Annotated in this window: 18 protein-coding genes; 7 read left to right on the forward strand and 11 right to left on the reverse strand. The window is 63.0% G+C overall.

Features of this window, described 5'->3' with window-relative positions; genetic code table 11:
* Positions 1–3: 3 nt before the first annotated feature.
* Genes AC1DSF_RS11345 through AC1DSF_RS11355 form a run of 3 tightly spaced genes read right to left on the reverse strand, consistent with a single transcriptional unit; the run spans position 4 to position 5,330 of the window.
* Positions 4–3,210, reverse strand: a complete 3,207-nt coding sequence (locus AC1DSF_RS11345) for a type I restriction endonuclease subunit R (protein WP_478127537.1) — start codon at positions 3,208–3,210, stop codon at positions 4–6.
* Positions 3,203–4,717 carry a type I restriction-modification system subunit M gene (locus tag AC1DSF_RS11350; protein WP_478127538.1) on the reverse strand — a complete coding sequence of 505 codons (1,515 nt, stop codon included), beginning with the start codon at positions 4,715–4,717 and terminating at the stop codon, positions 3,203–3,205. Before AC1DSF_RS11350 ends, AC1DSF_RS11345 begins: the two co-directional genes overlap by 8 nt.
* Positions 4,718–4,736: 19 nt before the next feature.
* Positions 4,737–5,330 (reverse strand): restriction endonuclease subunit S, encoded by a 594-nt coding sequence (locus AC1DSF_RS11355; RefSeq protein ID WP_478127539.1) that lies wholly within the window; start codon positions 5,328–5,330, stop codon positions 4,737–4,739.
* Between the two features lie 107 nt (positions 5,331–5,437).
* Between AC1DSF_RS11355 and AC1DSF_RS11360 the strand changes: the two genes are divergently transcribed.
* The 4 genes from AC1DSF_RS11360 to AC1DSF_RS11375 all read left to right on the forward strand — a co-directional run bounded on the left by AC1DSF_RS11360 (position 5,438) and on the right by AC1DSF_RS11375 (position 8,491).
* Positions 5,438–6,451, forward strand: coding sequence for a ComEC/Rec2 family competence protein (locus tag AC1DSF_RS11360; RefSeq protein WP_478127540.1), 1,014 nt, complete (start codon positions 5,438–5,440; stop codon positions 6,449–6,451).
* A gap of 102 nt (positions 6,452–6,553) precedes the next feature.
* On the forward strand, positions 6,554–6,862 hold the full coding sequence (locus AC1DSF_RS11365; RefSeq protein WP_478127541.1) for a putative quinol monooxygenase: 309 nt from the start codon (positions 6,554–6,556) through the stop codon (positions 6,860–6,862).
* 94 nt (positions 6,863–6,956) lie between these two features.
* Positions 6,957–7,232 (forward strand): helix-turn-helix domain-containing protein, encoded by a 276-nt coding sequence (locus AC1DSF_RS11370; RefSeq protein WP_478127542.1) that lies wholly within the window; start codon positions 6,957–6,959, stop codon positions 7,230–7,232.
* The gene (locus tag AC1DSF_RS11375; protein ID WP_478182853.1) at positions 7,232–8,491 is read left to right on the forward strand and encodes a HipA domain-containing protein; all 1,260 of its coding nucleotides are present in this window, start codon (positions 7,232–7,234) and stop codon (positions 8,489–8,491) included. Before AC1DSF_RS11370 ends, AC1DSF_RS11375 begins: the two co-directional genes overlap by 1 nt.
* A 46-nt stretch (positions 8,492–8,537) precedes the next feature.
* Here AC1DSF_RS11375 and gap read toward each other — a convergent pair whose 3' ends face one another.
* Together gap and tkt are read right to left on the reverse strand one after the other, a co-directional pair.
* Positions 8,538–9,539, reverse strand: a complete 1,002-nt coding sequence (gap, locus tag AC1DSF_RS11380) for a type I glyceraldehyde-3-phosphate dehydrogenase (protein WP_478127544.1) — start codon at positions 9,537–9,539, stop codon at positions 8,538–8,540.
* Positions 9,540–9,582: 43 nt separating this feature from the next.
* Positions 9,583–11,634, reverse strand: coding sequence for a transketolase (tkt, locus tag AC1DSF_RS11385; protein WP_478127545.1), 2,052 nt, complete (start codon positions 11,632–11,634; stop codon positions 9,583–9,585).
* Between the two features lie 99 nt (positions 11,635–11,733).
* On the opposite strand from tkt, the gene AC1DSF_RS11390 reads away from it, so the two are divergent.
* Entirely contained in the window at positions 11,734–12,123 is a 390-nt protein-coding gene (locus AC1DSF_RS11390) for an S-adenosylmethionine decarboxylase family protein (protein ID WP_478127546.1), read from the forward strand.
* 38 nt (positions 12,124–12,161) lie between these two features.
* Entirely contained in the window at positions 12,162–12,866 is a 705-nt protein-coding gene (locus AC1DSF_RS11395; RefSeq protein ID WP_478182905.1) for a nucleotidyltransferase family protein, read from the forward strand.
* Between the two features lie 36 nt (positions 12,867–12,902).
* On the opposite strand, the gene AC1DSF_RS11400 is transcribed toward AC1DSF_RS11395, so the two are convergent.
* Entirely contained in the window at positions 12,903–14,705 is a 1,803-nt protein-coding gene (locus AC1DSF_RS11400) for a hypothetical protein (RefSeq protein ID WP_478182854.1), read from the reverse strand.
* 366 nt (positions 14,706–15,071) lie between these two features.
* Between AC1DSF_RS11400 and AC1DSF_RS11405 the strand changes: the two genes are divergently transcribed.
* Positions 15,072–16,457, forward strand: a complete 1,386-nt coding sequence (locus tag AC1DSF_RS11405; RefSeq protein WP_478182855.1) for an aminopeptidase P N-terminal domain-containing protein — start codon at positions 15,072–15,074, stop codon at positions 16,455–16,457.
* 10 nt (positions 16,458–16,467) lie between these two features.
* Here the strand turns inward: AC1DSF_RS11405 and AC1DSF_RS11410 are convergent, their stop codons facing one another.
* Genes AC1DSF_RS11410 through AC1DSF_RS11430 form a run of 5 tightly spaced genes read right to left on the reverse strand, consistent with a single transcriptional unit; the run spans position 16,468 to position 22,386 of the window.
* Positions 16,468–18,057, reverse strand: coding sequence for an FAD-dependent oxidoreductase (locus tag AC1DSF_RS11410; protein ID WP_478182856.1), 1,590 nt, complete (start codon positions 18,055–18,057; stop codon positions 16,468–16,470).
* Positions 18,042–19,574 carry a polyamine aminopropyltransferase gene (locus AC1DSF_RS11415; protein WP_478182906.1) on the reverse strand — a complete coding sequence of 511 codons (1,533 nt, stop codon included), beginning with the start codon at positions 19,572–19,574 and terminating at the stop codon, positions 18,042–18,044. Before AC1DSF_RS11415 ends, AC1DSF_RS11410 begins: the two co-directional genes overlap by 16 nt.
* 17 nt (positions 19,575–19,591) lie before the next feature.
* Complete coding sequence (locus AC1DSF_RS11420) at positions 19,592–19,810, reverse strand: DUF350 domain-containing protein (protein ID WP_478127550.1); 219 nt, start codon at positions 19,808–19,810, stop codon at positions 19,592–19,594.
* 25 nt (positions 19,811–19,835) lie between these two features.
* The gene (locus tag AC1DSF_RS11425; RefSeq protein ID WP_478182857.1) at positions 19,836–21,320 is read right to left on the reverse strand and encodes a DUF4178 domain-containing protein; all 1,485 of its coding nucleotides are present in this window, start codon (positions 21,318–21,320) and stop codon (positions 19,836–19,838) included.
* A gap of 10 nt (positions 21,321–21,330) precedes the next feature.
* Positions 21,331–22,386 carry an SPFH domain-containing protein gene (locus tag AC1DSF_RS11430; RefSeq protein WP_478182858.1) on the reverse strand — a complete coding sequence of 352 codons (1,056 nt, stop codon included), beginning with the start codon at positions 22,384–22,386 and terminating at the stop codon, positions 21,331–21,333.
* Positions 22,387–22,635: the final 249 nt, after the last annotated feature.

The raw sequence follows: 22,635 nt of genomic DNA on the forward strand, positions 1-22,635 counted from the left end.
TCGTCAGGCGCTCCGGCTTCTGCCAGCGCGGGTGATCTGAAGCACATGGGAGATCACGGCGTTGGCCCTGTTGACGCCCAGCGACGCATGGAAGCGCATCAGCAAATCCCTGCGGACGGCGGACTCGAAGCCTTGCGGATCGAGTGAGTGTTCAGCCATCGCGTCATCCACGAGGCGGCTGACGGCGAGCGCGTGGTCGATATAGCCGCGGCGCGCCGATGCATCGAGTCCCGCGGCGGCTTCATCGCCCAAGGCCATCAGGATGGCGCCGAAGAATGCCCTGGCCCGCGGGTTGGCTGACAACACGTCGGGCATGCCAGGGACTGCGCGAAGGTCGACGCTTCGCTCGAACTCGCGAAACAGGGCGTATTGCTTTCGCGGGCTGTCGAAGAGCGCTTCTGCATCTTCGATTGCGCTCTTGAGCAAGCCGGACAACACCTTTTGCGCGTACGGATCTTCGACGAGTTCGTGCGCAATGGTGTTCTGAAGGCGCGTCCTGATCAACGCGGCTTCACGGCGCGCCCTTTGCTCAGGCCAAGCATCAGCCGCATCGCCGTGGGAAGACTGCCTCACTGCATAGACGGCATCAGGTTCGCGCACCGTGCTGCCTTCGACGCATGCGTCGACAAGCCTTTGGATCTGCTTGTCGTATTCGCTGTCCACGACGCTCTCCATGGCATCGCGTTGAGCGGTCTGCCGCGCATTTCGCAACAAGCGCAAGTCCTGCTTGTAGCGGGCAACCTGCTCTTCCGAAAACTGCGGGTCTTCGAAGAAGCTGCGCGAGGACAGCGCCGTCCTCAAGCATTGTCCGAAGGCATTGAAGGCCGCGGAGAAGTCATCGCGAACTCCCGCGCTCAGCGCCTGCCGCAGTTGCTCGGGATCGTCGCGATCGGCGACCTCATCGAAGAACGACCACATCGACGCGTGCAACGACGGCAGTCGCTTGAATTCGGCATGCACCGGCGTGTATAGCCCGACGAGGTCCGTGGCGTCGAACCCACTCTGCGTGCGCTCCTCGAGGTCCTGGTAGCCGCTGATCGCCGTATCCAGCTGCTTGAGGACGCCGCGATAGTCGACCAACAGACCGTGTCGCTTGGCGTCGTGCAACCGATTCACGCGGGCCACTGCCTGGATGAGGCCATGACTCTGGAGCGGCTTGTCGATGTAGAGCACGGCATTGCGCGGCTCGTCGAACCCTGTGAGCAGCCGATCGACGACGATGAGTAGATCGGGTTCGGCGTCGGTGCCGAAGCCACGCAGCACCTGTCGCTCGTGTTCCGCCGGCTTGTGCGCACTTGCGAGCACGTTGTGGCGCCACCAATGCTGCACCTCTGCCAACCCATCATCGTCGGGATCGAAGTCGCCCTCGCGCGCGTCGGGCGGCGAGATGACGATGGCGCTGGTGACGAGCCCGGTCGCGTCGAGCGCCTTCTTGTAGCGAACTGCATCGCGCTTACTGGCGGTGGCGACCTGGCCTTTCAGCCCGGGCGCCAACTTCTTGAAGTTTTCGCTGAAATGGGTCGCGATGTCCCACGCAATCAGCTCGATGCGCCCGGCCGCGCCGTGGATGACTCCACGCGCCGCGCATGGCTTGCTCGCATCGATTCGCTGATTCGCGCCGCAGGTGGCACTGATCTTGTCGAACCAGCGGTCCACCGCCTTCGCGTCGATTTTGAGTTCGGGCACACGCTCTTCGTAGAGCAGCGGCGTGACGACGCCATCTTCGACCGCGCGGCGCATCGTGTAGGCGTGAATGATCGGCCCGAACTTCTTCGTCGTCTTCTCGTCCTTCAGCAGCGGTGTGCCGGTGAAGGCCACGAAGGCCGCACGGGGCAGAGCCCTGCGCATGCGTTCGTGCGTTTCGCCCCCATGACTGCGATGGCCTTCGTCGACCAGCACGATGATGTTTGCCGACTCGTTTCGGCATTCGGGCAAGCGCGACGCAATGTTGAACTTCTGAATCAGCGCGAAGGTGATCCGCTCGGTGCCGCTGCCAATGCGCCTTGCGAGATCCCGGCCCGTGACGGCCTTGCTGCGCTCGCCTTCCTTGTGCGCGCCGAAGGATGGACCGAAGGCATCGCTCGCCACGAAATTCCGCGCCAGCTGATGCTCCAGATCGACCCGATCAGTGACGACGAAGATGCGACAGTCCTTCAAGTTTTCGTTCAAGAGCAATGCCTTGGCCAAGAACACCATGGTGAGGCTCTTGCCCGACCCTGCGGTGTGCCAGACCACGCCGCCCTTGCGCGAACCATCGGCTCGCAAGGACGCGAGGCGCTTCAGCAGCGCACCCGCAGCGAAGAATTGCGGCGGGCGCGCCACGATCTTGCCCAGCTTGCGGTCGAACAATATGAATCCGCGCAGCACTTCGAGCAGTCTCGAAGGCGTGAGCAGGCTGACCAGCAGGCGGTCGGCCGCATCAGGCGACAGCGGCGAAGCCCATAGCGATTCGAGCCCGGTCCTCAGCACGGAAGACTTTCCTTGCAAGAGCTGCCCGAGCGTCTCGGACGGCGGCGTCGCATTCTTCAGCGAGCGCACGTGCGCTTCGTCGAACTCTTCTTCCTTGTTCCATCTCGACCAGAATTTCGCAGGTGTGCGAGTGGTGCCATAGCAGGCATCGGTCGGGCCGATGGCGATCTGCAGTTGCGCGTATGCAAAGAGATGCGGCACTTCCTCGTCGCGCTGATTGCGCAGGTGCCGCTCGATGGCTTCACGCACCGTGGGGCGCCCGCACTCGATCACAACAAGCGGAATGCCGTTCACGTAGGCGACGACGTCGGGCGCGCGGTGGTTGCCGCTGCCCTGCGAAAGCACGCTCAGGTCCTCTGTCACGTCGAAGCGATTGGCGGCGGGGTCGTCCCAGTCGATGATCGCGATGGTCGGTTGATGCTTCTTGCCGTCGGGCATGAACTCGGTGACCGTGACGCCGTAGGCAAGCCTCGAATAGAGCCGCTGGTTGGCGGCGAGCAGTCCGTCTCCCAACCCGAGCGTGGCGAGTTCGCGCAGGATCTGATCGATGGCGCCAGCGGAGAGCGAGTGGTGAGCGCCCTTGTATTCAAACCGGCGCGTCTGGAGAAACTCGACAACCCAGCGCTTGACCAGAACTTCGCGCGCGCCGCCTCGCAGTTCGAGGCACGCCGCCGGATTCAGGTAGCGCCAGTCGAGATTGCACAGCATGCGCAACGCACTCAGGCGGGCGTCATCAGTCATACCCGAGCTCCTTCAGGTACCCGGCCATCTCCTCTTCAATGCCTGCGCACTCCTTCTTCAGTTCGATCCGCTCGCGCCGCAATGCGTCGAGGTCAACGTGGAGTGGAGCCTGCGTGCTGTCGACATAGCGGCCGACGTTGAGGTTGTAGTCCTGTTCGGCAATGGCGTCGGGAGCGACGAGGATGGCGTACTTGTCAGCAGACTCACGCCCGGCATAGGTCGCGAGGATCCGTTCAATGTCGGCCGCGCGCAGCAGGTTCTGGTTCTTGCCAGGCTGGAACTCGCGGCTGGCGTCGATGAAAAGGACTTTGTCGTCGGCCTTGTCCTTGCGCAGCACCAGCACTGCGGCAGGGATGCCGGTGCCATAGAAGAGCTTTTCAGGAATGCCGATGACCGCGTCGAGCAGGTTCTCCTCGATCAGCTTTCGACGGATCGCGCGCTCGGCGCCTCCGCGAAAAAGAACGCCATGCGGCATGACCACCGCCATGCGCCCGGTGCGCGGATTCAGGGTCTCGACCATGTGCAGGATGAAGGCGAAGTCGCCTTTGCCACGCGGAGGCAGCCCGCGGCGGTAGCGGCCGAAGCGATCGTTCTCGGCGCTCTCATGGCCCCACTTGTCGAGACTGAACGGTGGGTTGGCGACGACGACATCGAAGCGTCGCAGCCGCGTGTCGCCCACCACCAGCTTGGGATTGCGGAGCGTGTCGCCCCATTCGATGCGATGGTTGTCCTCGCCATGAAGGAACATGTTCATCTTGGCGAGCGCCCAGGTGCTGCCTATGGCCTCCTGCCCATAGAGCGCATAGCGCCGCATGCCGCTGCGTTCTCGGATGAGCCGGCCGCACCGAAGCAGCAGCGAACCGGATCCACATGCGGGGTCGCAGACTTCATCGCCGTCCCGCGGGTCCATCAAGCGCGCGAGGAGCTCCGAAACTTCCGGCGGTGTGTAGAACTCGCCGGCCTTCTTACCGCTGGTCGAGGCAAATCGCTTGATGATGAATTCGTACGCGTTGCCGACCACGCCGAGCGTCCCGACCCTGCTGGGGCTCAGGTCGAGTTCGGGCCTGGCGAAAGCTTCGAGGAGCTGCCGCAGCATGTCGTTCTTCTGCTGCTCGTCCCCCAGCTTGCCCGCGTTGAAGCTGATGTCCTGAAAGATGTCGCGCAGCTTCGATAGGTTGGCGTCTTCGATCGCATGCAGCGCACGATCGATGCGCTCCCCATTGCCGGGCTGATAGCGCGCCGCGTGCAGCGCGTAGAAGCTGGCGTTCGGCGGAAGCACGAAGCGTTCGGTCTTGAGCAATTCGTCGATGAGCCCCGGTTCGGCATCGGCGTATTCCTTGAGATACCCGTCGTAGTGCTCCTGCCAGACGTCCGACACGTACTTGAGAAACAGCAAGGTCAGGACGTAGTCCTTGTAGATGCCCGGGTCCACGATCCCTCGAAGGGTTTCGCAAGCGGTCCACACGGCGCCATTGATCGCATCCTGCTCGATGGTGGGTTGTTTCATGTTCTCCCTGTGGTTTTTGTCATGGGGTCGCTGCCAGTTCCTCGGCGATCGATTCGAAGAGGCGCTCGTGATTGCGGATGAGCAGGGCCTGCAGGTGTCGCTCACGGTGGGCCAGCCGCACCAGTTCGACGATGCGCTGCTGATCGGGCAGAGAAGGAATGCTGACGCGCATGGCTTCGAGCATCGGCCGGCGCACGCTCAGTTGGCTCGAACCCTCGGCCGCGCGCTGCAGCGCTCGCTGAAAAGGCGGCTGGTTGATCTGCCAGGCGAGAAAGGCCGCGATCGCGGGGCTCCCAGGCTTGAGGCGCAGATGAAAAAGATGAGGCCCGCAAACTGCATGCTCAGGCGGTTCATCAAGACAGGCGGCATAGAAGCGGCTGCCCCGCGCCACAAAGAGCAGATCGCCTGGGAGCAGCCAGTCGGCATCGCCGCGTCCCGTGAGCCGCGTCCGCACCACCGTCTGCCATCGGACCCCGGCGGCAGGATGCACGTCCTTCATCTGGACGGCGCGGACCGGGCCTCCAGGAATCTCCTCGATGGAGCCGCGAAAGGGATAGCCCGCCTTGATGGCAGTCAACTCCCCCAACGAAACACGAACTGCATCAATCGACATGATGCAAATCCTACAAGGTTCGATGACCGCGGCTCGCTAGACTTTCGGCACAAAACCAGTGCGTCGCCTTGCGATGCGAACAAATGGTCAAGGTCAGGGAGTGTTGGATGGGGTATGAGGTCGATTTCCTGCCTGTGAAGTCAGGCGGCGCAGCCATCAGCGTCCGCTGGGGCCAACCGGGCAATTACAAGGTGCTTGTCTACGACGCCGGCACGGCGCTCTCAGGCGCGCAGATGGTGGCTCACATCCAGAACCTGTACATGACGTCTCATGTGGACTACCTGGTGAGTTCGCATCCGGCGAGCGATCACATGGACGGCTTGCCGGTGGTTCTCGGCAAACTGACAGTCGGCGAGTTGTGGATGCAGCGGCCCTGGGCCTATTCGAGGCGGCTGCGGAGCGCCATGGGACCGGCGCGTGCCCTCGAGAGCCTGGCCAAATCGCGGGGTGTCCCTGTGTTCGAACCTTTTGCCGGCGCCAATGTCGGCCCCTTCGTCGTCCTGTCTCCCGGCCACGACTGGTATGTCGATGCATTGCTGCCGGCCTTTAATGCGAAGTTCGATGGGAAATTTGATGGCCCCGGCGAGGGCGCTTCGCAGCGGATCGCTCGGCTTCTCGAGTTTGTTCACCTGCTGGACCGCTGGACCCGACGCTACGCGCGCGAACGTCTGCGCGCTCATGCCACGACCACGGCAGAGAACGAATCAAGCGCGGTGCTCTATGGCGAGTTCGGTGGGCAGGGGGTTCTGCTCACGGGAAGGGCGGGCGTTCAGGCGCTCGACGCGGGAGCGACCTTTGCCGAGCGGCTGGGTGTCGATCTTCCGTCGCAGCTCTGCCTGCTGCAGGCACCCAATGCGGGGAACCTGAACCATGTGTCGACCCAGGTGCTCGATCGGATCGTCGGGCAGAGCACGCCTGCGGCGCAGCGCAAACACACCAAGTCGGCTTTCGTCTCCATCAGCATCGAAGCGCGGCAGCGCCTCAGCCGGATACTGACGGAGGCGTTGAGCCGGCGCGGCGCCCTCAGCTTCGCAACGCGGGGGGTGAGCCTTCATCATTGGCACGAGATGCCCGACCGCGGCTGGTACAGGACCCAACCCGACACGCTCCTGGAGATTTGAACGCCGGCTCATGTCGGCCGGCCTCCGATGCGACAGGCGGAAGGCGCCTGTTCCTCGTAAATTCGACGGTCCATCATCCAGGCAACCAAGGAGCATTCGCCCATGATTCACGTCGTCGCCGTCATCACCGCCAAACCCGGCCAACGCGCGCAGATCCTCGAGGCCTACCGCGCCAATCGGGCCGCGGTTCTCGCGGAAAAAGGCTGCATCGAATACACCGCGACCGCGGACGCCGCCGGCGTGCCGACCTCGCGCGCTTCATTCGGACCGGACACCTTCGTGGTGATCGAGAAGTGGGAAACGCTCGCGGACCTGCAGGCGCACGCGGCAGCGCCACACATGGCCGCCTATGGAGCGAAGGTGAAAGACTGGACGGAGAGCCGCTTGATCCATGTGCTTGAGCCGGTATAGCGCATCGATAGGTCAGTTACCGATCGGTAATTTTTATTGACTTTGAGTGCGGCGTCGCGGCAGAATTACCGACAGGTAATTCGTGGGAGCAACAATGCCTGGAGCAAAGTCATCGTTACCGATCGGTAATTCACAAGACACGGATGGCGTCATCCGTTCTACTGCCGATCTCGGCGAACTGATTCGCCAGCGCCGCCGTTCTCTCAACCTCAAGCAGTTGGACATCGCTGGATTGGGCAATACAGGCAACCGTTTCATCGTGGATCTGGAGGGCGGCAAGCCAACGGTCCAACTGCAAAAAGCGCTGGATGTGCTTGACCTGCTGGGACTGGAAGTCGTGGTGCGGCCCCGAACCTCCGGTGGCATTTGATGGCCCGGCCGCACAGCCTGGACGTCTTCTTCGGCGAAGAGCACGTCGCCGTAGTCCACGACAGTTCCCCCATCGAATTCGAGTACACGCCTGAATGGCTCGCCCGCGCTGAGCGGCTGCAAGTCGCCGCCATAGACCTTTCTCCAGGGCATCAATCCTCGGCGGCCGTGCAGGCGTTCTTGGAAAACCTGCTGCCCGAAGGCGAACTGCGCGCCTATCTCTCAGAGCAGAAGAAGGCTTCCACGTTGTTCTCGCTGCTGCACGAAGTCGCGGGCGACACCGCCGGCGGGTTCGTCATTCTCCCGGGTGGGGAGCGACCCGAACCCCCTTCCTATGAGGCAACGAGCTGGCAGGCCCTCGCGCTGATGCTGGGGCGCAAGTCAGCTGCCGCTATCGACATCAAAGGCAACCATGCCCGAGTGTCGCTGGCCGGCGCCCAAGACAAGGCTTCCATCGCATTGTTCGACGATGGATTGCCGCGACTTCCTCAGGGCACTTCTCCGTCCACGCACATTCTCAAGCCGGACATCCGCCGCATTGCCAAGATCTGGCATTCGGCGGCCAACGAAGCTGTGATGATGCGCACCTCGGCGTTGTGCGGGCTGCCGACAGCGCAAGTCTTCTATGAGCCGACCACCCAGGCTTGCGTTGTCAAGCGCTTCGACCGCCTCGACCGGGCGGACGGCACCCTGGGTCGCTTGTTGCAGTACGACTTGTGCCAATTGGCCGGCACAGTGTCGGAGAAAAAATACGAGATTGAAGGCGGCCCCGGTGCAGCACGTTGCGCAGAACTGATTCGCCGGTACAGCACGCAACCTGCGTCGGACTTGAAGAACTTCGTCGCCTGGCTGTTCTTCAACCTCTATGTCGGCAACAACGACAGCCACGCCAAGAACTTGTCGCTCTATCGGGTGCCTTGCGCTGGCATGAGGCTCACGCCGTTCTACGACTTGATGTGCACCCGCATCTATCCCGGACTGTCACCGCACTTCGCTTTCTCCATCGGCGGCGAGACGACGCCCGGTACGATGTCGCGAGCGAACATCATGGCGCTCGCCGAAGCATTCAATATGCGCTCGGGGTTCCTGTTCGCCATTGCCGAAGAACTCGCCAACAAGCTGCCTGACGCAACGGAAGCAGCCATCGAGTCCCTTGAGCCCGATTTATCCGCGGGTGCGAAAACGTTGGCCGTCCGGCTGCATCGATTCGTCGTCTCAACGACTCGCCAGCTCTCCAAGCGCTTTCTTAAGGCACCATGAAAAAACGCGCCCTCGGGCGCGTTGTCGGTGAGTGCTCGAAACCGCCTTACTTCGCCATCACGCGAACCATCTCCAGGCACTTGTTCGAGTAGCCCCACTCGTTGTCGTACCAGCTCACGAGCTTGACGAAGGTGCCGTCCAGGGCGATGCCAGCGTCGGCGTCGAAGATCGAGGTGCGCGGGTCGCCGCGGAAATCGGTGGCGACCACCTTGTCTTCCGTGTAGCCGAGGACGCCCTTGAGCGCGCCTTCGCTCTGGGCTTTCATTTCAGCGCAGATTTCCTCGTAGGTCGCCGCGTTGACCAGCTCAACAGTGAGGTCGACCACCGACACGTCGGAAGTCGGCACGCGGAAGCTCATGCCCGTGAGCTTCTTGTTGAGCTCGGGGATTACGACGCCGACGGCCTTGGCTGCACCGGTGCTCGACGGAATGATGTTCTCGAGAATGCCCCGGCCGCCGCGCCAATCCTTGTTGCTCGGGCCGTCGACGGTCTTCTGAGTGGCGGTGGCTGCGTGCACGGTGGTCATCAGGCCGCGCTTGATGCCCCACTTGTCGTTCACGACCTTGGCAAGCGGCGCCAGGCAGTTTGTCGTGCAGCTGGCGTTGCTGATGATGGCCTCGCCCGCGTATTTCTTGTCGTTCACGCCGTAGACGAACATGGGTGTGTCGTCCTTGCTCGGCGCCGAGAGAAGAACCTTCTTCGCGCCGGCGTCGATGTGCTTCTGCGCCGTCTCCTTGGTGAGGAAGAGGCCGGTGGACTCGAGCACGATGTCGGCGCCGACGTCGTTCCACTTCAGTTGTGCCGGGTCGCGCTCCTGCGTCAGGCGAATCTTCTTGCCATTGACGATGAGCGTGTTGCCCTCGACGTTGATTTCACCCTGGAAGCGGCCATGCACGGAGTCGTACTGCAGCATGTATGCCAGGTAGTCCGGCTCGAGCAGATCGTTGATCGCGACGATCTCGATGTCGTTCTTGAAGTTCTGCACCGCCGCGCGAAGCACGTTGCGACCGATGCGACCGAAGCCATTGATGCCGAGTTTGATAGCCATGTCATTTGCTCCTGGATGATGAAAACCGAAAGGGCGATCGATTTCAGCGCTTGAGCGCCGCTTCGACCGTGGCAGCCACGTTCTCTGCCGTGAACCCGAAATGCTTGAACAGCACGCCCGCAGGCGCCGATTCGCCGTAAGTGTCGATGCCGACCACCGCCGCGACGCCGTACTTCCACCACCCACCGGTGGCGCCCATTTCGACGGCGATGCGCGGGGTGCCGCTCGGCAGCACGCTGGTCTTGTAGGCGACGTCCTGGCGATCGAAGGTGGTGGTCGAAGGCATCGAAACCACGCGAACCGCGATTTTCCTTGCGGCCAGCAGCTCTTGCGCCTTGAGGGCCAATTGCACTTCGGAGCCCGTCGCGATGATCACGGCCTTCACGTTCTTGTTCTTGAGCCCGACTGCCGCCGGCTCAGACAGCACATACGCACCCTTGCTGATGTCGCTCAGATCCGACTTGGGCGAGTAGGGCAGGTTCTGGCGCGACAGCAGCAGTGCGGTCGGACGATTTGCGCTTTGCAGCGCCACGGCCCAGGCGACGGCAGTCTCGGCCGTGTCGCCGGGGCGCCAGACATCGAGGTTCGGGATCAGGCGAAGCGAGGCAGCGTGTTCGATCGACTGGTGTGTCGGGCCGTCTTCGCCGAGACCGATGGAGTCGTGCGTGAAGACATGAATCACGCGCTGCTTCATCAGCGCGGCCATGCGAATGGCATTGCGGCTGTAATCACTGAAAGTCAGGAAGGTGCCGCCGTAAGGGATGTAGCCCCCATGCAGCGCCAAGCCGTTCATGATGGCGGCCATGCCGAACTCGCGGACGCCGTAATTGATATGGCGGCCCGGCAGACCGTCAGGGAACTGCTCGTTGCCTTCGCTGCGGATCACGGCGCCATTGGCATCGAAGCGCAGGCTGGGCGTGCTCTTGGTGTTGGTGAGGTTCGAGCCGGTGAGATCGGCGCTGCCGCCGAGCAACTCGGGCAATGCGGCGGTGAAGGCTTCGAGAGCGAGTTGCGATGCTTTTCGCGACGCGACCGTCTCGGCCTTGGTGTGGGCGGCCACCACCGTATCGAAGGCGGTCTGATGGAAGTTCTTCGGCAGCTCTCCCTTCATACGGCGCGTGAACTCGTCCGCGAGATCGGGAAAGGACTGCGCATAGGCCGCGAATCTTTCATTCCATTCGGCCTCGGCCTTGGCGCCGGCTGCCTTGGCATCCCATTCCTCATAGACGGCCGCTGGCAGGTCGAAGGGCGCGTGGCTCCACTGGAGCGCGCTGCGCGTCAGTGCGATCTCGTCCGCACCGAGCGGCTCTCCGTGCGCCTTGGCCGTGTTGGCGCGATTGGGGCTTCCCTTGCCGATCTGCGTCTCGCAGATGATCAATGTGGGCCGATCGTCGTGCTTCTTCGCCTTTTCGATCGCCTTCGACACATCCTTGATGTCGTGCCCATCGATCGGCCCGATCACTCGCCAGCCGTAGGCTTTGAAACGCTCTTCGGTGTTGTCGACGAACCAGGGCTTGACCGGACCGTCGATCGAAATGCCGTTGTCGTCGTAGAGCGCAATCAGCTTGCCAAGCTTCCATGCACTGGCGAGGGCAGCGGCTTCGTGGCTGATGCCTTCCATCAGGCACCCGTCGCCAAGGAAAGCGTAGGTGTGATGATCGACGATGGTGTGGTCCTTGCGGTTGAATTCCGACGCAAGCAGCTTTTCGGCAAGCGCAAAACCCACGGCATTCGTAATGCCCTGGCCCAGCGGCCCGGTGGTGGTCTCGACGCCGGGGGTGATGCCCGTTTCAGGGTGGCCGGCGGTCTTGCTGTGCAACTGGCGGAAGTGCTTCAGCTCGTCGATCGGCAGGTCGTAACCCGTGAGGTGCAGCACCGCGTAGATGAGCATCGACGCATGGCCGTTCGACAGCACGAAGCGGTCGCGATCGAACCAGTGTGGATTGGTGGGGTTGTGCTTGAGATGCTCGCCCCATAGCGCGACAGCCATGTCGGCCATGCCCATTGGTGCGCCCGGATGCCCCGAGTTTGCGAGTTGTACGGCATCCATTGCCAGCGCGCGAATCGCGTTGGCCATCAAGGCTTGGTTGGCCATCTGTGGCTTCCTGGGAGCAAGTTAGGGGGAACCCGGCATTTTAGCGGCCGAGGTCGGTGCACTTCGAACGAAGCGCGGACGGCTGCTAGAGTGCCGCCCATGCATGGACTGCACCTCACTGCCGATCTCCATCGATGCCGCTGCGAGACGCGCTGGCTTGTCGACGCCGATGCGCTCGGCACCGCCTGTGCCGAAGCGGCCGAATCCGCGGGGCTGCAGGTGGTTGGGCGGCTTTTTCATGCGTTTCCGGCGACACCGAAGGGCGAGGGCGGAGTGACTGCCACAGTGCTGCTCGCGGAGTCGCACCTGTGCGTGCACACATGGCCCGAGGAAGGCAGCGTCACGCTCGACGTCTACGTCTGCAACTTCGGCGCTGATCATTCGGCCAAGGCGCATGCGCTGATGGGTTCGCTGGAGGCACTCTTCCTGCCACTGCACGTCGAGCGGCATGCGCTGCAGCGCGGAGCGATCCGGGCGGAGGCCGCATGACGACTCCAGCCACTTCAGCGACTCCAGCAGTCAGCGCGATGATTCTTGCCGCAGGGCGCGGTGAGCGCATGCGGCCCTTGACCGACACCACGCCGAAGCCTCTGCTGGAGGTCGCAGGCAAGCCCCTCATGCAATGGCCCATGGAAGCGCTCGCAACGGGAGGATTCGGCCGACTCGTGATCAACACGGCATGGCTTGGCGATCAGATACAGGTGCGTTTTGGCCAGCGATTCGAAACGTCCACCATTGCCTATTCGCATGAAGGGCACGATTTCGGCGGCCCGCTCGAAACCGCAGGAGGCATCGTACGGGCCTTGCCTTTGCTCGGAGAAATTTTCTGGGTGGTTGCCGGAGATGTGTTCGCTCCGGACTTCGAGTTCACGCAAGCGGCGGTGGATCGTTTTGCGGCCAGCGGCCGGCTGGCGCATCTATGGCTGGTGCCCAATCCTGCGCACAACCCGAACGGCGATTTCGGCATCGCGCCGGACGGGAGCGCCCTGAGCGTATCGGCACAGAAGGACACCTTCTCCACGATTGCGTTGTACCGCGCCGAGTTGTTCGCCACGCCTCATTGCGACATCCCAAGGGGCAATCCTGAGGGAATCAAGGCTGCGCTGGCGCCGATCTTGCGCCATGCCATGAAGGACGGGCATGTCAGTGCCGAGCGCTACAGCGGGCGCTGGGCCGATGTCGGCACGCCCGAACGGCTTGCTGAACTGAACACAAAAAAACGGCCCGCATGAGGCGGGCCGTTTGCTACATGAAGTCTCGAATCCGCGTCAGGGGACGTTGACTGTCGACACCTGGAATGGCTTGCCAGGCACCGTCATGGCACCGCCGTATTCAGCGACGCTGCCGTTGATCGAGTTGACCGAGCAGCCATTGGGCTTGGGACACGCACCGCCGTCCGAGAAGATCACCGGTCCGTAGCGGTAGTTGCGCACTGCCTTGCCGGCGTAGTCCGTCACGCTCACCACGTTGTTCGCGTTGGCGAAGTTGTCGGCATCTTCCACGGCGATCAGGTCCTTCAGCTCGTTGTGCTGGATGGTCCGCACGATGCCACCGCTGTTCCCGTCGGCAGCAAAACGCACCCAGGAGATCTTGTTGTCGCCGCGCGATCCCACAATCACCTGCTGGTTCAGGGGCTCTCCGCTCCAGTTGCTCGGCTCGCCCTTGGAGGTGGCCAGCGAAGTCGGGTTGCGGCCGATGCCGCTGACGGTGCCCACTTCAGCGATGGCGCTGGCTGCCGGCGAGCTGTCCGCGCCGCCCGGTGCATAGCCGTCCAGGCTGTAGATGTGCAACGTGCCGTCCTGAGTCGCGATCCATGCGCGCGGATTGCTGGCGAGGACCGTCGTCTTCACGGCCGTCGGGCGGCCGCCCAGCGACACGGTCTTCACCACCTTGGGCATCTGGGTCGCTGCATCCGAGATGAAGGGCCACTGGTTGGCGCCTTGCCCCAGGTTGCTGGTGGACCCGACGTTCGAGCTGAAATACACGCCGTTGATGTAGCTGAAGAGCGGCTTCAGGTCGATGAAGGCAGCCTTCTGCTCCGACTTGGAAACCACCACTGCCACACCGCCCTTTGCATACCGGCGGTAGTCGCTGCCGCCTTTGGCGAACTTCTGCCAGTTGCTGGTCAGGGGCGAATTGGCCGATCCCATGAAGCCGGCGCCGTTGGGAAGCACTGTGTCGAACTGGTCCATGCCGGTGGTCACCGAGATCTCGGTAGGCGCCGCCATGCCAGGAAGATCGACATAGCCCAGCACCTTCATGAAAGCGGTGTTGCCCATGTTGGGCAAGCCAGGGTAGGGACTCGTCCATTCGCCCCACCAGTCATGCCAAGCCGCGTATGAGACGCCGTTGACGGTGTGCGCCGCTCCATTCATGGCATCGCAGCCATCGCAAAGGCCCGCCAGCGCCACCACGGCAACCTGGCCCTTCAGCGCCACGGTGTCCCACACCGTGATCAGGGCGAACTCGTTGTTATTGGTCACCGCGACACCCGTCGGCACCTTGTTAGGCCCCAGCGTGGTCGTCGCGTTGTTGCTCGCCGTGTTGGTGCCGACACTGCCGATGACGCCGTTCTGGAAGGCGACCACGGCTTCCGCGCAGAAGCCCGTGCGGCCATAGCAGCGGCCCATTGCCACCGGATCGCCGCTCGTGATGCCCGCCGCCTTGTAGTTCATGACGTTCGGGGTGTCGATGCCTTGGCCTTTCTGATAGATCTGCCATGGGAGTTGCGGCAGTTGGGCGAAGACGTTGTAGACGTACGCCGAAGCCTGGAACAGGGCCACGCCGACGCGTTCGCTCGTATTGTCGGCCGCGAAGAGCATGTTGGCCTGGTTGGTGGAAAAAAGCCCCGGATCGCCGGAAACAGGCCCGCCCACCGACCAGTAGAACGGGACGTTCTGCGCGGGGTCGGTAAGCTTGGTGTCCGTGCGCTTGGCCAGGGCGGGACCGGTGTTGGCGGTTCCGCAAGACGCCGCGTCGGGACCGTAGCGGTACGCGATGCCGGTATCCTTGCTCAGTTGCTTGGCCATCGCCGTGTACTGCGCAGCCACGATGTTGGAAGATGCGTCCACGATGTCTGTACTTTGGGTCGAACAGAACGTGGTCGAAGCCGCGGCGGTGCCGAGTGTCGTGCCGCCAGACGAGACTGTGGGGGCCGACGCATTGGCCGCGTCGGGTGTCACTGCCGCATTGACGGCAGTCGCGGCAATACCGCCCCCGCCGCCGCTTCCTCCTCCACCACAACCTGTGAGCACGCCAGCGCCTATCGCGAGCAGAATCGCGCTCTTATTTAGAACATTGAACAAAAAAACACCTCCGAAATAAGAAGTGGTGGTTTTTAGTGGGAGTAGTCCTACACGGCAATTCTTCTTGCAATTGCTTTCTTCGTGTTTTCCCTACCCCAGGGACTGCTTACAAACGTATCGGATAGTGACCTTATGACCGCAATTCATCAAGCCCCCCGACGTGTACATCTTTCTGCTTATATAGGTGCCGAAAGCATCGCCATCATCCCCACCGCGCCAGAGCGGCAGCGCAACCGAGACAGTGACTTTCTGTTTCGGCACGACAGCTATTTCTATTACCTGACGGGCTTCACGGAGCCGAACGCATGGCTGGTGCTGTCGGGTGATGGCCGGTCCACCTTGTTCTGCGCACCGAAGGATCTGGAGCGGGAAATCTGGGACGGCTACCGGCTCGGCCCCGAAGCCGTGCCGGCCGCACTGGGCGTCGACGAGGCTTACTCCATCGACGAACTGGACACCCGGATGCCACGGCTGCTGGAGAACAAATCAGTCGTCTGGTATCCCTTCGCCACCCACAAGGGGCTGGAGACGCGAGTCGACGGATGGCTTTCTGCAGTACGCGCCCGCGTGCGCTTCGGCGCGCTCTGTCCTGAGGAACAGCGCGACCTGTGCGGCCCGCTGGATGAAATGCGGCTCGTCAAGGACGCGCATGAGCAGGACACGATGCGCCGGGCGGCGCAAATCAGCGCCAGGGCGCATGTCCGTGCGATGCAGTTATCGGCGCGAATGCTGCGTGAAGGCAAGGACGTCCGCGAATACCACCTGGACGCGGAGTTGCTGCACGAATTCCGCTTGGGCGGATCGCAATACCCGGCGTACAGCTCGATCGTGGCGGCGGGCGCGAACGCTTGCGTCCTGCACTACCGGGCCGACACCGCGCCGGTGCGGGACGGTGAACTGGTTCTCATCGACGCGGGCTGTGAGCTCGACGGCTATGCGAGCGACATCACGCGTACATTTCCGGCAAACGGCAAGTTCACCGGCCCGCAGCGCGCGCTGTACGACCTCGTCCTCGCGAGCCAGGACGCCGCCGTTGCGGCAACCCGCGCGGGCCAACGGTTCAACGATCCACACGAAGCCACCGTCAAGGTGCTTTCGCAAGGCATGCTCGACCTCGGGTTGCTCGACGCCAACAAGGTGGGCAGCCTGGATGACGTGATCGAAAACCGCGCCTACTTTCCCTTCTACATGCATCGCACAGGCCACTGGCTTGGCATGGACGTGCACGATTGCGGCAGCTATGTCGAACCCACGCAGATCGGTGAGGTGAGCGAGCGCCGGGATCCGCTGTCGAACGAGATCATCAAGAACCGGCCGAGTCGAATCCTGCACCCCGGCATGGTCCTGACGATCGAACCCGGCATCTACGTGCGCCCTGCGGAAGGCGTGCCGGAGCAATTCCACAACATTGGAATCCGCATCGAGGACGACGCGATCGTCACCGAGACCGGCTGCGAGCTCATCTCTCGCGGCGTGCCCGTAGATGGCGACGAGATCGAAGCGCTGATGCGGGGCTGAAGGACGGACCTCAGGTCGCCGCAGCCGCCAGGTGGCCGCGCGTGAATGCTTCCTCGAAGATCGAGTAGCCGGACCAATCGCTGTGCGCAAAGGCCAGGCGTCCCGCCACGATTCGGTCGCGCGCGCCCAGTTGCTTCAGCATGCCCGGAGCGGGAATCGCCATGGCGTGGCCGTATCGGGTGATGTCGATTCGCGCTGCCAGTCCCGCGAGGTCGGGATGAGAGACCGATAGCTCCGCCAGCAGTTCGTCGCGCCAATCGGACCACGCGCGGTCCAGCAACAGGCGCCGACCGTCAGGCCCATCGAAACCGCTCGGCCCCAGCGGCCGATACCAGCTCAGCACCGTGGCGCGCGGCGTTGGGTCCAGAGTCTGATGGCGCGCGTCCACGTAGCCGAGCCCGCGCGTTCCGAAGATCACGTTGTCCCAACTGGGTGCCGCGCCCGGCCTGTCTGCCAGCGGCTCACGCACATGGACATTGGCAACCAGCCATGGCGCGTAGCCCAGCGCCGACGCAGCTCGACGCAGTACCTCGGGCGGGTTCTCGACAACGCGCACAGCGATGAATGCGGGGAGCGCAACGATGCAACGCTCTGCGTGCCAGCGCACCTGAGATCGGGTCGTGATATCGAAGGCGTCGACCTCGACACTCCCGCGGAGCTCCGCGATGCGGCTCACCGCATGCCCAGTCTTCAGCCGCTCGCCCAAAGGCTTGGCAAGTCGCCGCGTCAGCCAGCCATTGCCCTCCGGCCACGTCAGCACAGCATCGGGCTCCGCGCTGTCGTTGCCCGGCGCGTGAAAGCCGTGGCGGCTGGCAAAGTAATGAATCCCGGCCCAGGCCGACACGAAAGCCATGCCTGCGCCGTAGTCGTCTCGACAGCAGTAGTCCAGATACCAGCGGAGGTTCGGGTCAGTGAAGCCTTCGCGGTCGAGCCAAGCCTGAAAAGTTTGCCCGTCCAACTCGAGCAGCAGGGGCGCGCTTTCTGCCCTCAGGGTCGGGATCACGAACCGCGCTTCTCGACGCAACGCATCGACCCGACCGGCAAAACGGCGGTACTGCGCCAGCGTGCTCGCGGCGACGCCATCCATCGGCAGCAACCCGTCCTGCCAAGCGCCGCGAAAGAAGAGTCGCTCCTGAGGCGCGCTGCACAAATTGCGCTCGTCGTAACCCCAGCGGCCCGCCATGCGGCGCCGCAAGCCCAGTTCTTCGAGCAAGTCCTGAACCTCGTGCGCGTCTTCGCCGGGTATGGGCAAATAGTGCGCGCCGAGCGGACAAGCGATGCCATCCACCGCGCCACCCCGGCTGTTGCCACCCACTGTGTCTTCGAGTTCGAGCAGCACGAAGTCATCGATGCCGTGGAGCCGCAGCGCACGCGCGGCAGCCAGGCCTGCGACACCGCCGCCCGCGATCACGACCCGGGTGCGACGCACGATGTCCGGAGCGTCACCACTTTTCAATGCACCATCGCGAAGTGCGTGCCCTCGTGCGACTTCGATGCCTGCAAAGCCGCCCTGGATTTCGTCTGACGGCTTGCACCCCGGCAGCATGGCCGCGCCTGCAACCGCGCCCAGAAACCCGCGGCGCCTCACCGCTTCCCCCATTCCTGCTCGTAGGTCGTGACCAGGACTTGGTTCGAAAGGCGGTTCACCTGCGTTGGCACGCGCGCCATGTCCAGCGGAAAGTCGAACAGCAACGGCAAGCTTTCCGTCGACAGAAAGCGCAAGCCCGCGGGCAAGGTTTCGGGGAGGCGATAGGGCCGCCGGCTGGCGATGATGTAGCCCCATTCGCCGAAGCTGGGTACATGCGCGTGATAGGGCGTCGCATGAAGCCCGACCGATTCGATGGTCGTGGCGACGGTCCAGAAACTCTTGCGTGCAATCAACGGCGACGTGGTCTGGATCACTGCGTAGCCGCTGGCCGACAGGCGCTTGTCGAGCAACGCATAGAACGAGCTCGTGTAGAGCTTGCCGATGGCGAAATTCGTCGGGTCCGGAAAATCGACCACGATCACGTCAAAGGTCTCGCCCTGCTCCTGGAGCCATTGGAAGGCGTCGGTATTGACGATTCGTACTTTCGGCGATTTCAGCGAGCCGCCGTTCAGCGCCGCCAGGGTCTCGTGCTCCGTGAAGAGCCGCGTCATGTTCGGATCGAGTTCGACGAGCGTGACGCCTTCGACGGAGGGATATTTGAGGATCTCGCGCACCGCCATTCCGTCGCCGCCGCCAAGCACCGCGACCTTCCGGGGCGCCCCGTGCGCGGCCATCACCGGATGGACCAAGGCCTCGTGGTATCGGTACTCGTCTCGCTCCGCGAACTGCAGGTTTCCGTTGAGGAACAGACGGTGCCCCGAAGCACCCCGTGTGACCACGATGTGCTGGTAGGGCGAGGTCGCGCTGAACACCACCCGGTCTTGATAGAACTTGTCCTCCGCGAGCGTCGTGATGCGCTCTGCGAAGATGAAGGCAGCCATGAGCGCCAGCAGCACCAGCAGGCAGGCCATTGCATGTGCCCTGACCCGTCGCAGTTCGCCTCTAAATAGCCAGAGCGCCCACACCGCCACGGCCGCGTTCATCAGCCCGAACAACAAGCCGGTGCGGATCATTCCCAATTGCGGCACCAGCAAAAGCGGAAACGCGATCGACACCGCAAGCGCGCCAAGGTAATCGAAGGTCAGGACCTGCGAGACCAGTTCCTTCAGCAAGATATTGCGCCGCAGGATCCGCATGACCAGCGGAATCTCGAGCCCAACGAGCATGCCCACGGCCAGCACGAGCCCATACAACAGCAGCCGGAAAGCGCCTGGCATGTACGCGTTGGCCACGAAGAGAACGGCGGGCAAGGTGCCGCCGATCAAGGCCACGAGCAGTTCGATGCGCAGGAAATGCGCAGGCAGCTGCCGATCGAAATAGCGCGAGAGCCATGAGCCAAGACCCATCGCGAACAGGTAGGTGCCGATCACCGTGCTGAACTGCAGCACGGAATCTCCCAGCAGGTAAGAGCTCAACGCCGCCGCACTGAGTTCATAGACCAGCCCGCAGGCCGCGACCACGAACACGCTGGCGAGCAGCGCGACCTCGACAGGCTGCGGGCCGCTCTTCGCGGCCGCATGCGCCGGCACAGCGACCTCGCTCGGTCTCAATGGATCGCCGCTGCGACGATGATGCAAATCCCGAGGCTCATCGCCGCAACCACGAGACCCAGCGCCACGTTCTGCTTCTCGACAATCTCGAGCCAGAGGTCGTAAGGCGTCATCTTGTCGATGAGCAGAAAGAAAAACCAGAAGACCAATATGCCGATCACCGCATAGACGAGCGATCCGAGGATGACGTCGGGCTTCAACCATTCAAGTGTCATGAGAGAACCTCCGGAAAAAATTTGATTACTTGTGGCCGCCGCCACTCGAATAGCCGCCGTACGAACCGCCTGCGCTGCGCGTGCCGCCCGTTCCGCCCGAACCGCTGCACGTGCTCAAGATGATCAGCAGGATGATGATCACCACGATGACGAGAACGATGGTGCCGCATCCGAGGCTCGATGCCGCGCTCACGGGCAACGCATCGTTGCGCTTGAACATGTCCTTGCGGCGGTCGAGCTTGAAGGCCGCCGCCACTGTGGCGCTGTCAATCCTGCTGCCAGCCGACCACGTCAGCTCGTTGGCGGAACGCTCCATCGACAGCAGCGAGGTGCCGGCGGCGAAGTCGCGGTTGAAGGTCTTCTGCCCGCGCTGGACCTGCCAGTAGAACTCGCCGGCGACGTAGCCCGTCTCGGCGTTGTAGGCATATTGCTGCTGGTAGACCTTGCCGAGGTAGGTGGCCCGCGACCCGCTTTCCGCCATGGTCGGTGCGCCGGTGGTCGGCTTGACCATGCTCCAGCCATCCTCTGCGTCGACGAGAAAGCTGAAGCCGCGCTTCTGGTTGAACAACAGGTATTCGCTCCAGCCGAAGTGCTCGTCATCGCCCGGCGCCACGCCCATGCGATGCTGGAAGCCGACCACCTGCCAATTCACGCCCTGCAATTGCCCGACGGCACCCAGCGGAATCAGCGGCTGGATGGGTTCGTCTTGCGACGCGTGCCGCAACTCCCCGCCAATGCCTTGCGACAGATCGATGATGCTGTTGCACGAAGGGCAGGTGACGCTCTTGCTGTCGGCCAGGTTGAGTGTGACCGGCGAGCCGCAGTTCGGGCAGTTGAAGCTGCGGCCCCTCTCCTCCTTGGCCGATTCATCACGCAATCCCGTGAGCTGGAGGTCCTCCAGACGCACCGCACGCCCAAGGTACGCGCCAGGCGGGTTTGTGTCGTAGTCGAGGCTGAGCACCTCTCCCTGGTCGTTGCGCAATTCGACGGCCGGAAATCGGCGGCCGAGTTCGGGCAACCTCGGCAACTCGCCCTGCGCGGAGATCAGCGCAACCTGTTCGTTCGACGTGACCGTGTAGCTCTGGCCGTTGAACGCTGTCGTCGCGCCGACTCGCAAGTCCTCCGCAGGCGGAGCAGGGCGTTGCAGGTCGATCGGCAGCGTGAAGACGTAAGCGCCGTTGTCCTCGCTCAGGATGCCGGTGCGGTCGGCATCGAACGCGGCAATCCATTCGGTCCAACGCGCGCTGTCATAGCTGTACTGAAGGCGGCCGACCAGCGTGAACGGTCGATCCGCGAAGCGGCCGGCCGCAAAGAGTTGCAGTGGGCTGAAGTCATCGAACAGCTCCGCCATCTTGCCGATGCGCGAGAGCGTCTCGCCCTGCCGCACCACGGTGCTCTGGCAGTAGGGGCACACAGCATGGGTCGACTGCGCCGATCGAAATTCGACCGGCGCGCCGCAGCCCGGGCACGGCGCGCGATAGAGCCGCTGCTGAAACGAATCGGTGGCCAACGCGCGCGGATCAGACCAGCTTCTTCAGAAGCTCCGCCTTCTTGGCGTCGAATTCTTCCTGGGTGAGGATTCCCTTGGCCTTGAGTTCACCGAGCTTTTCAAGGGTCGCCATCACGTCGGCTGGATTGACAACGGCGACGACGGGCGACTGCTGCTGACCGGCCGCCGCGGGAGCAGCAGGGTTTTGCTGACCCAGCCCCTGCGCAAGGTTCTGCGCGAGCACCTGGCCCAGCGCAACGCCGGCGCCCAATCCCATGGCATCGCCCGCAATGCCACCGCCAGTGCCGGCCCCTTCGGCAAACTTCGGAATGGCCTGCGCCGTCTGGTACTGCATGAACTTGCCCATGTCGTTGCCGACCATGCCCATGCCGATCTTCTGGTCGAGGATCTTTTGGAGTTCTTCGGGCAACGAGACGCTCTGCACCGTGATGGTCTCGAGCTTGATGCCGATTTTTGCGAACTCCGGCACGAGCTGGGTCGCGAGCGCTTGGGCGAACTGGATCTGGTTGGCTGCAAGATCGAGAAATGGCACGCCGCTCGAAGCGATGGCGTTGCTGATGTTCTGAAGCACCAGCCCGCGCAACTGACCGTCGAGCTCCGCCACCGTGTAGAGGTCGCGGGTGCCCGAGATCTCTTTGTGGAACAGCTTGGCGTCGCCAATGCGAAAGCTGAAGTTGCCGAATGCCCGCAAGCGAACCGCACCGAAATCCTTGTCACGAACGGTGATCGGCTGCGGCGTGCCCCACTTCTGATCGACCTGCTGTCGCGTGCTGAAGAAGTAGACATCGCTCTTGAAGGGCGACTCGAACAGCTTGTCCCAGTTCCGGAGGTATGTGAGCACGGGCAGCGTCTGCGTCGTGAGCTTGTACATGCCTGGCCCGAAGACATCGGCCACCTGGCCCTCGTTCACGAACACCGCCACCTGCGACTCCCGCACCGTCAGCGATGCGCCGTTCTGGATTTCCAGGTCCTGCATCGGAAAGCGCCAGGCCAGCGTTCCATCGCTGGTCTCGGTCCACTGAATGATGTCGATGAACTGCTTCTTGATGAAATCCATCAGCGCCATGGTCGTTCCTCGCTACGGGGTTGCTGTGCCGGGCATATTGCCACAGCGCCCGTCGAACAACCCTGGGGACAGTTCCGGCACAACCCATCAGTTATCCACAGGCGAGAGGCTCTCGTCAAAGTTGTTCGCCTTCGCGCGACAGCACGAAAGCGCAGCTGCCCACAGCTGGCCGGCTTCGGCAAGTGCTTGCTGCGCAACGGGAAAGTGCCACTGTCCACAGCGGAGCCGGTCCCTTACTACTACTACTAA

Source organism: Variovorax sp. 01N429 (assembly GCF_056399425.1).

What these genes read in the sequence shown, in the direction of transcription:
- AC1DSF_RS11345 (WP_478127537.1), bottom strand. Translation starts at nt 3,210, where the DNA reads ATGACTGATGACGCCCGCCTGAGTGCGTTGCGCATGCTGTGCAATCTC.
- AC1DSF_RS11350 (WP_478127538.1), bottom strand. Translation starts at nt 4,717, where the DNA reads ATGAAACAACCCACCATCGAGCAGGATGCGATCAATGGCGCCGTGTGG.
- AC1DSF_RS11355 (WP_478127539.1), bottom strand. Translation starts at nt 5,330, where the DNA reads ATGTCGATTGATGCAGTTCGTGTTTCGTTGGGGGAGTTGACTGCCATC.
- AC1DSF_RS11360 (WP_478127540.1), top strand. Translation starts at nt 5,438, where the DNA reads ATGGGGTATGAGGTCGATTTCCTGCCTGTGAAGTCAGGCGGCGCAGCC.
- AC1DSF_RS11365 (WP_478127541.1), top strand. Translation starts at nt 6,554, where the DNA reads ATGATTCACGTCGTCGCCGTCATCACCGCCAAACCCGGCCAACGCGCG.
- AC1DSF_RS11370 (WP_478127542.1), top strand. Translation starts at nt 6,957, where the DNA reads ATGCCTGGAGCAAAGTCATCGTTACCGATCGGTAATTCACAAGACACG.
- AC1DSF_RS11375 (WP_478182853.1), top strand. Translation starts at nt 7,232, where the DNA reads ATGGCCCGGCCGCACAGCCTGGACGTCTTCTTCGGCGAAGAGCACGTC.
- gap (WP_478127544.1), bottom strand. Translation starts at nt 9,539, where the DNA reads ATGGCTATCAAACTCGGCATCAATGGCTTCGGTCGCATCGGTCGCAAC.
- tkt (WP_478127545.1), bottom strand. Translation starts at nt 11,634, where the DNA reads ATGGCCAACCAAGCCTTGATGGCCAACGCGATTCGCGCGCTGGCAATG.
- AC1DSF_RS11390 (WP_478127546.1), top strand. Translation starts at nt 11,734, where the DNA reads ATGCATGGACTGCACCTCACTGCCGATCTCCATCGATGCCGCTGCGAG.
- AC1DSF_RS11395 (WP_478182905.1), top strand. Translation starts at nt 12,162, where the DNA reads ATGATTCTTGCCGCAGGGCGCGGTGAGCGCATGCGGCCCTTGACCGAC.
- AC1DSF_RS11405 (WP_478182855.1), top strand. Translation starts at nt 15,072, where the DNA reads ATGACCGCAATTCATCAAGCCCCCCGACGTGTACATCTTTCTGCTTAT.
- AC1DSF_RS11410 (WP_478182856.1), bottom strand. Translation starts at nt 18,057, where the DNA reads ATGGGGGAAGCGGTGAGGCGCCGCGGGTTTCTGGGCGCGGTTGCAGGC.
- AC1DSF_RS11420 (WP_478127550.1), bottom strand. Translation starts at nt 19,810, where the DNA reads ATGACACTTGAATGGTTGAAGCCCGACGTCATCCTCGGATCGCTCGTC.
- AC1DSF_RS11430 (WP_478182858.1), bottom strand. Translation starts at nt 22,386, where the DNA reads ATGGCGCTGATGGATTTCATCAAGAAGCAGTTCATCGACATCATTCAG.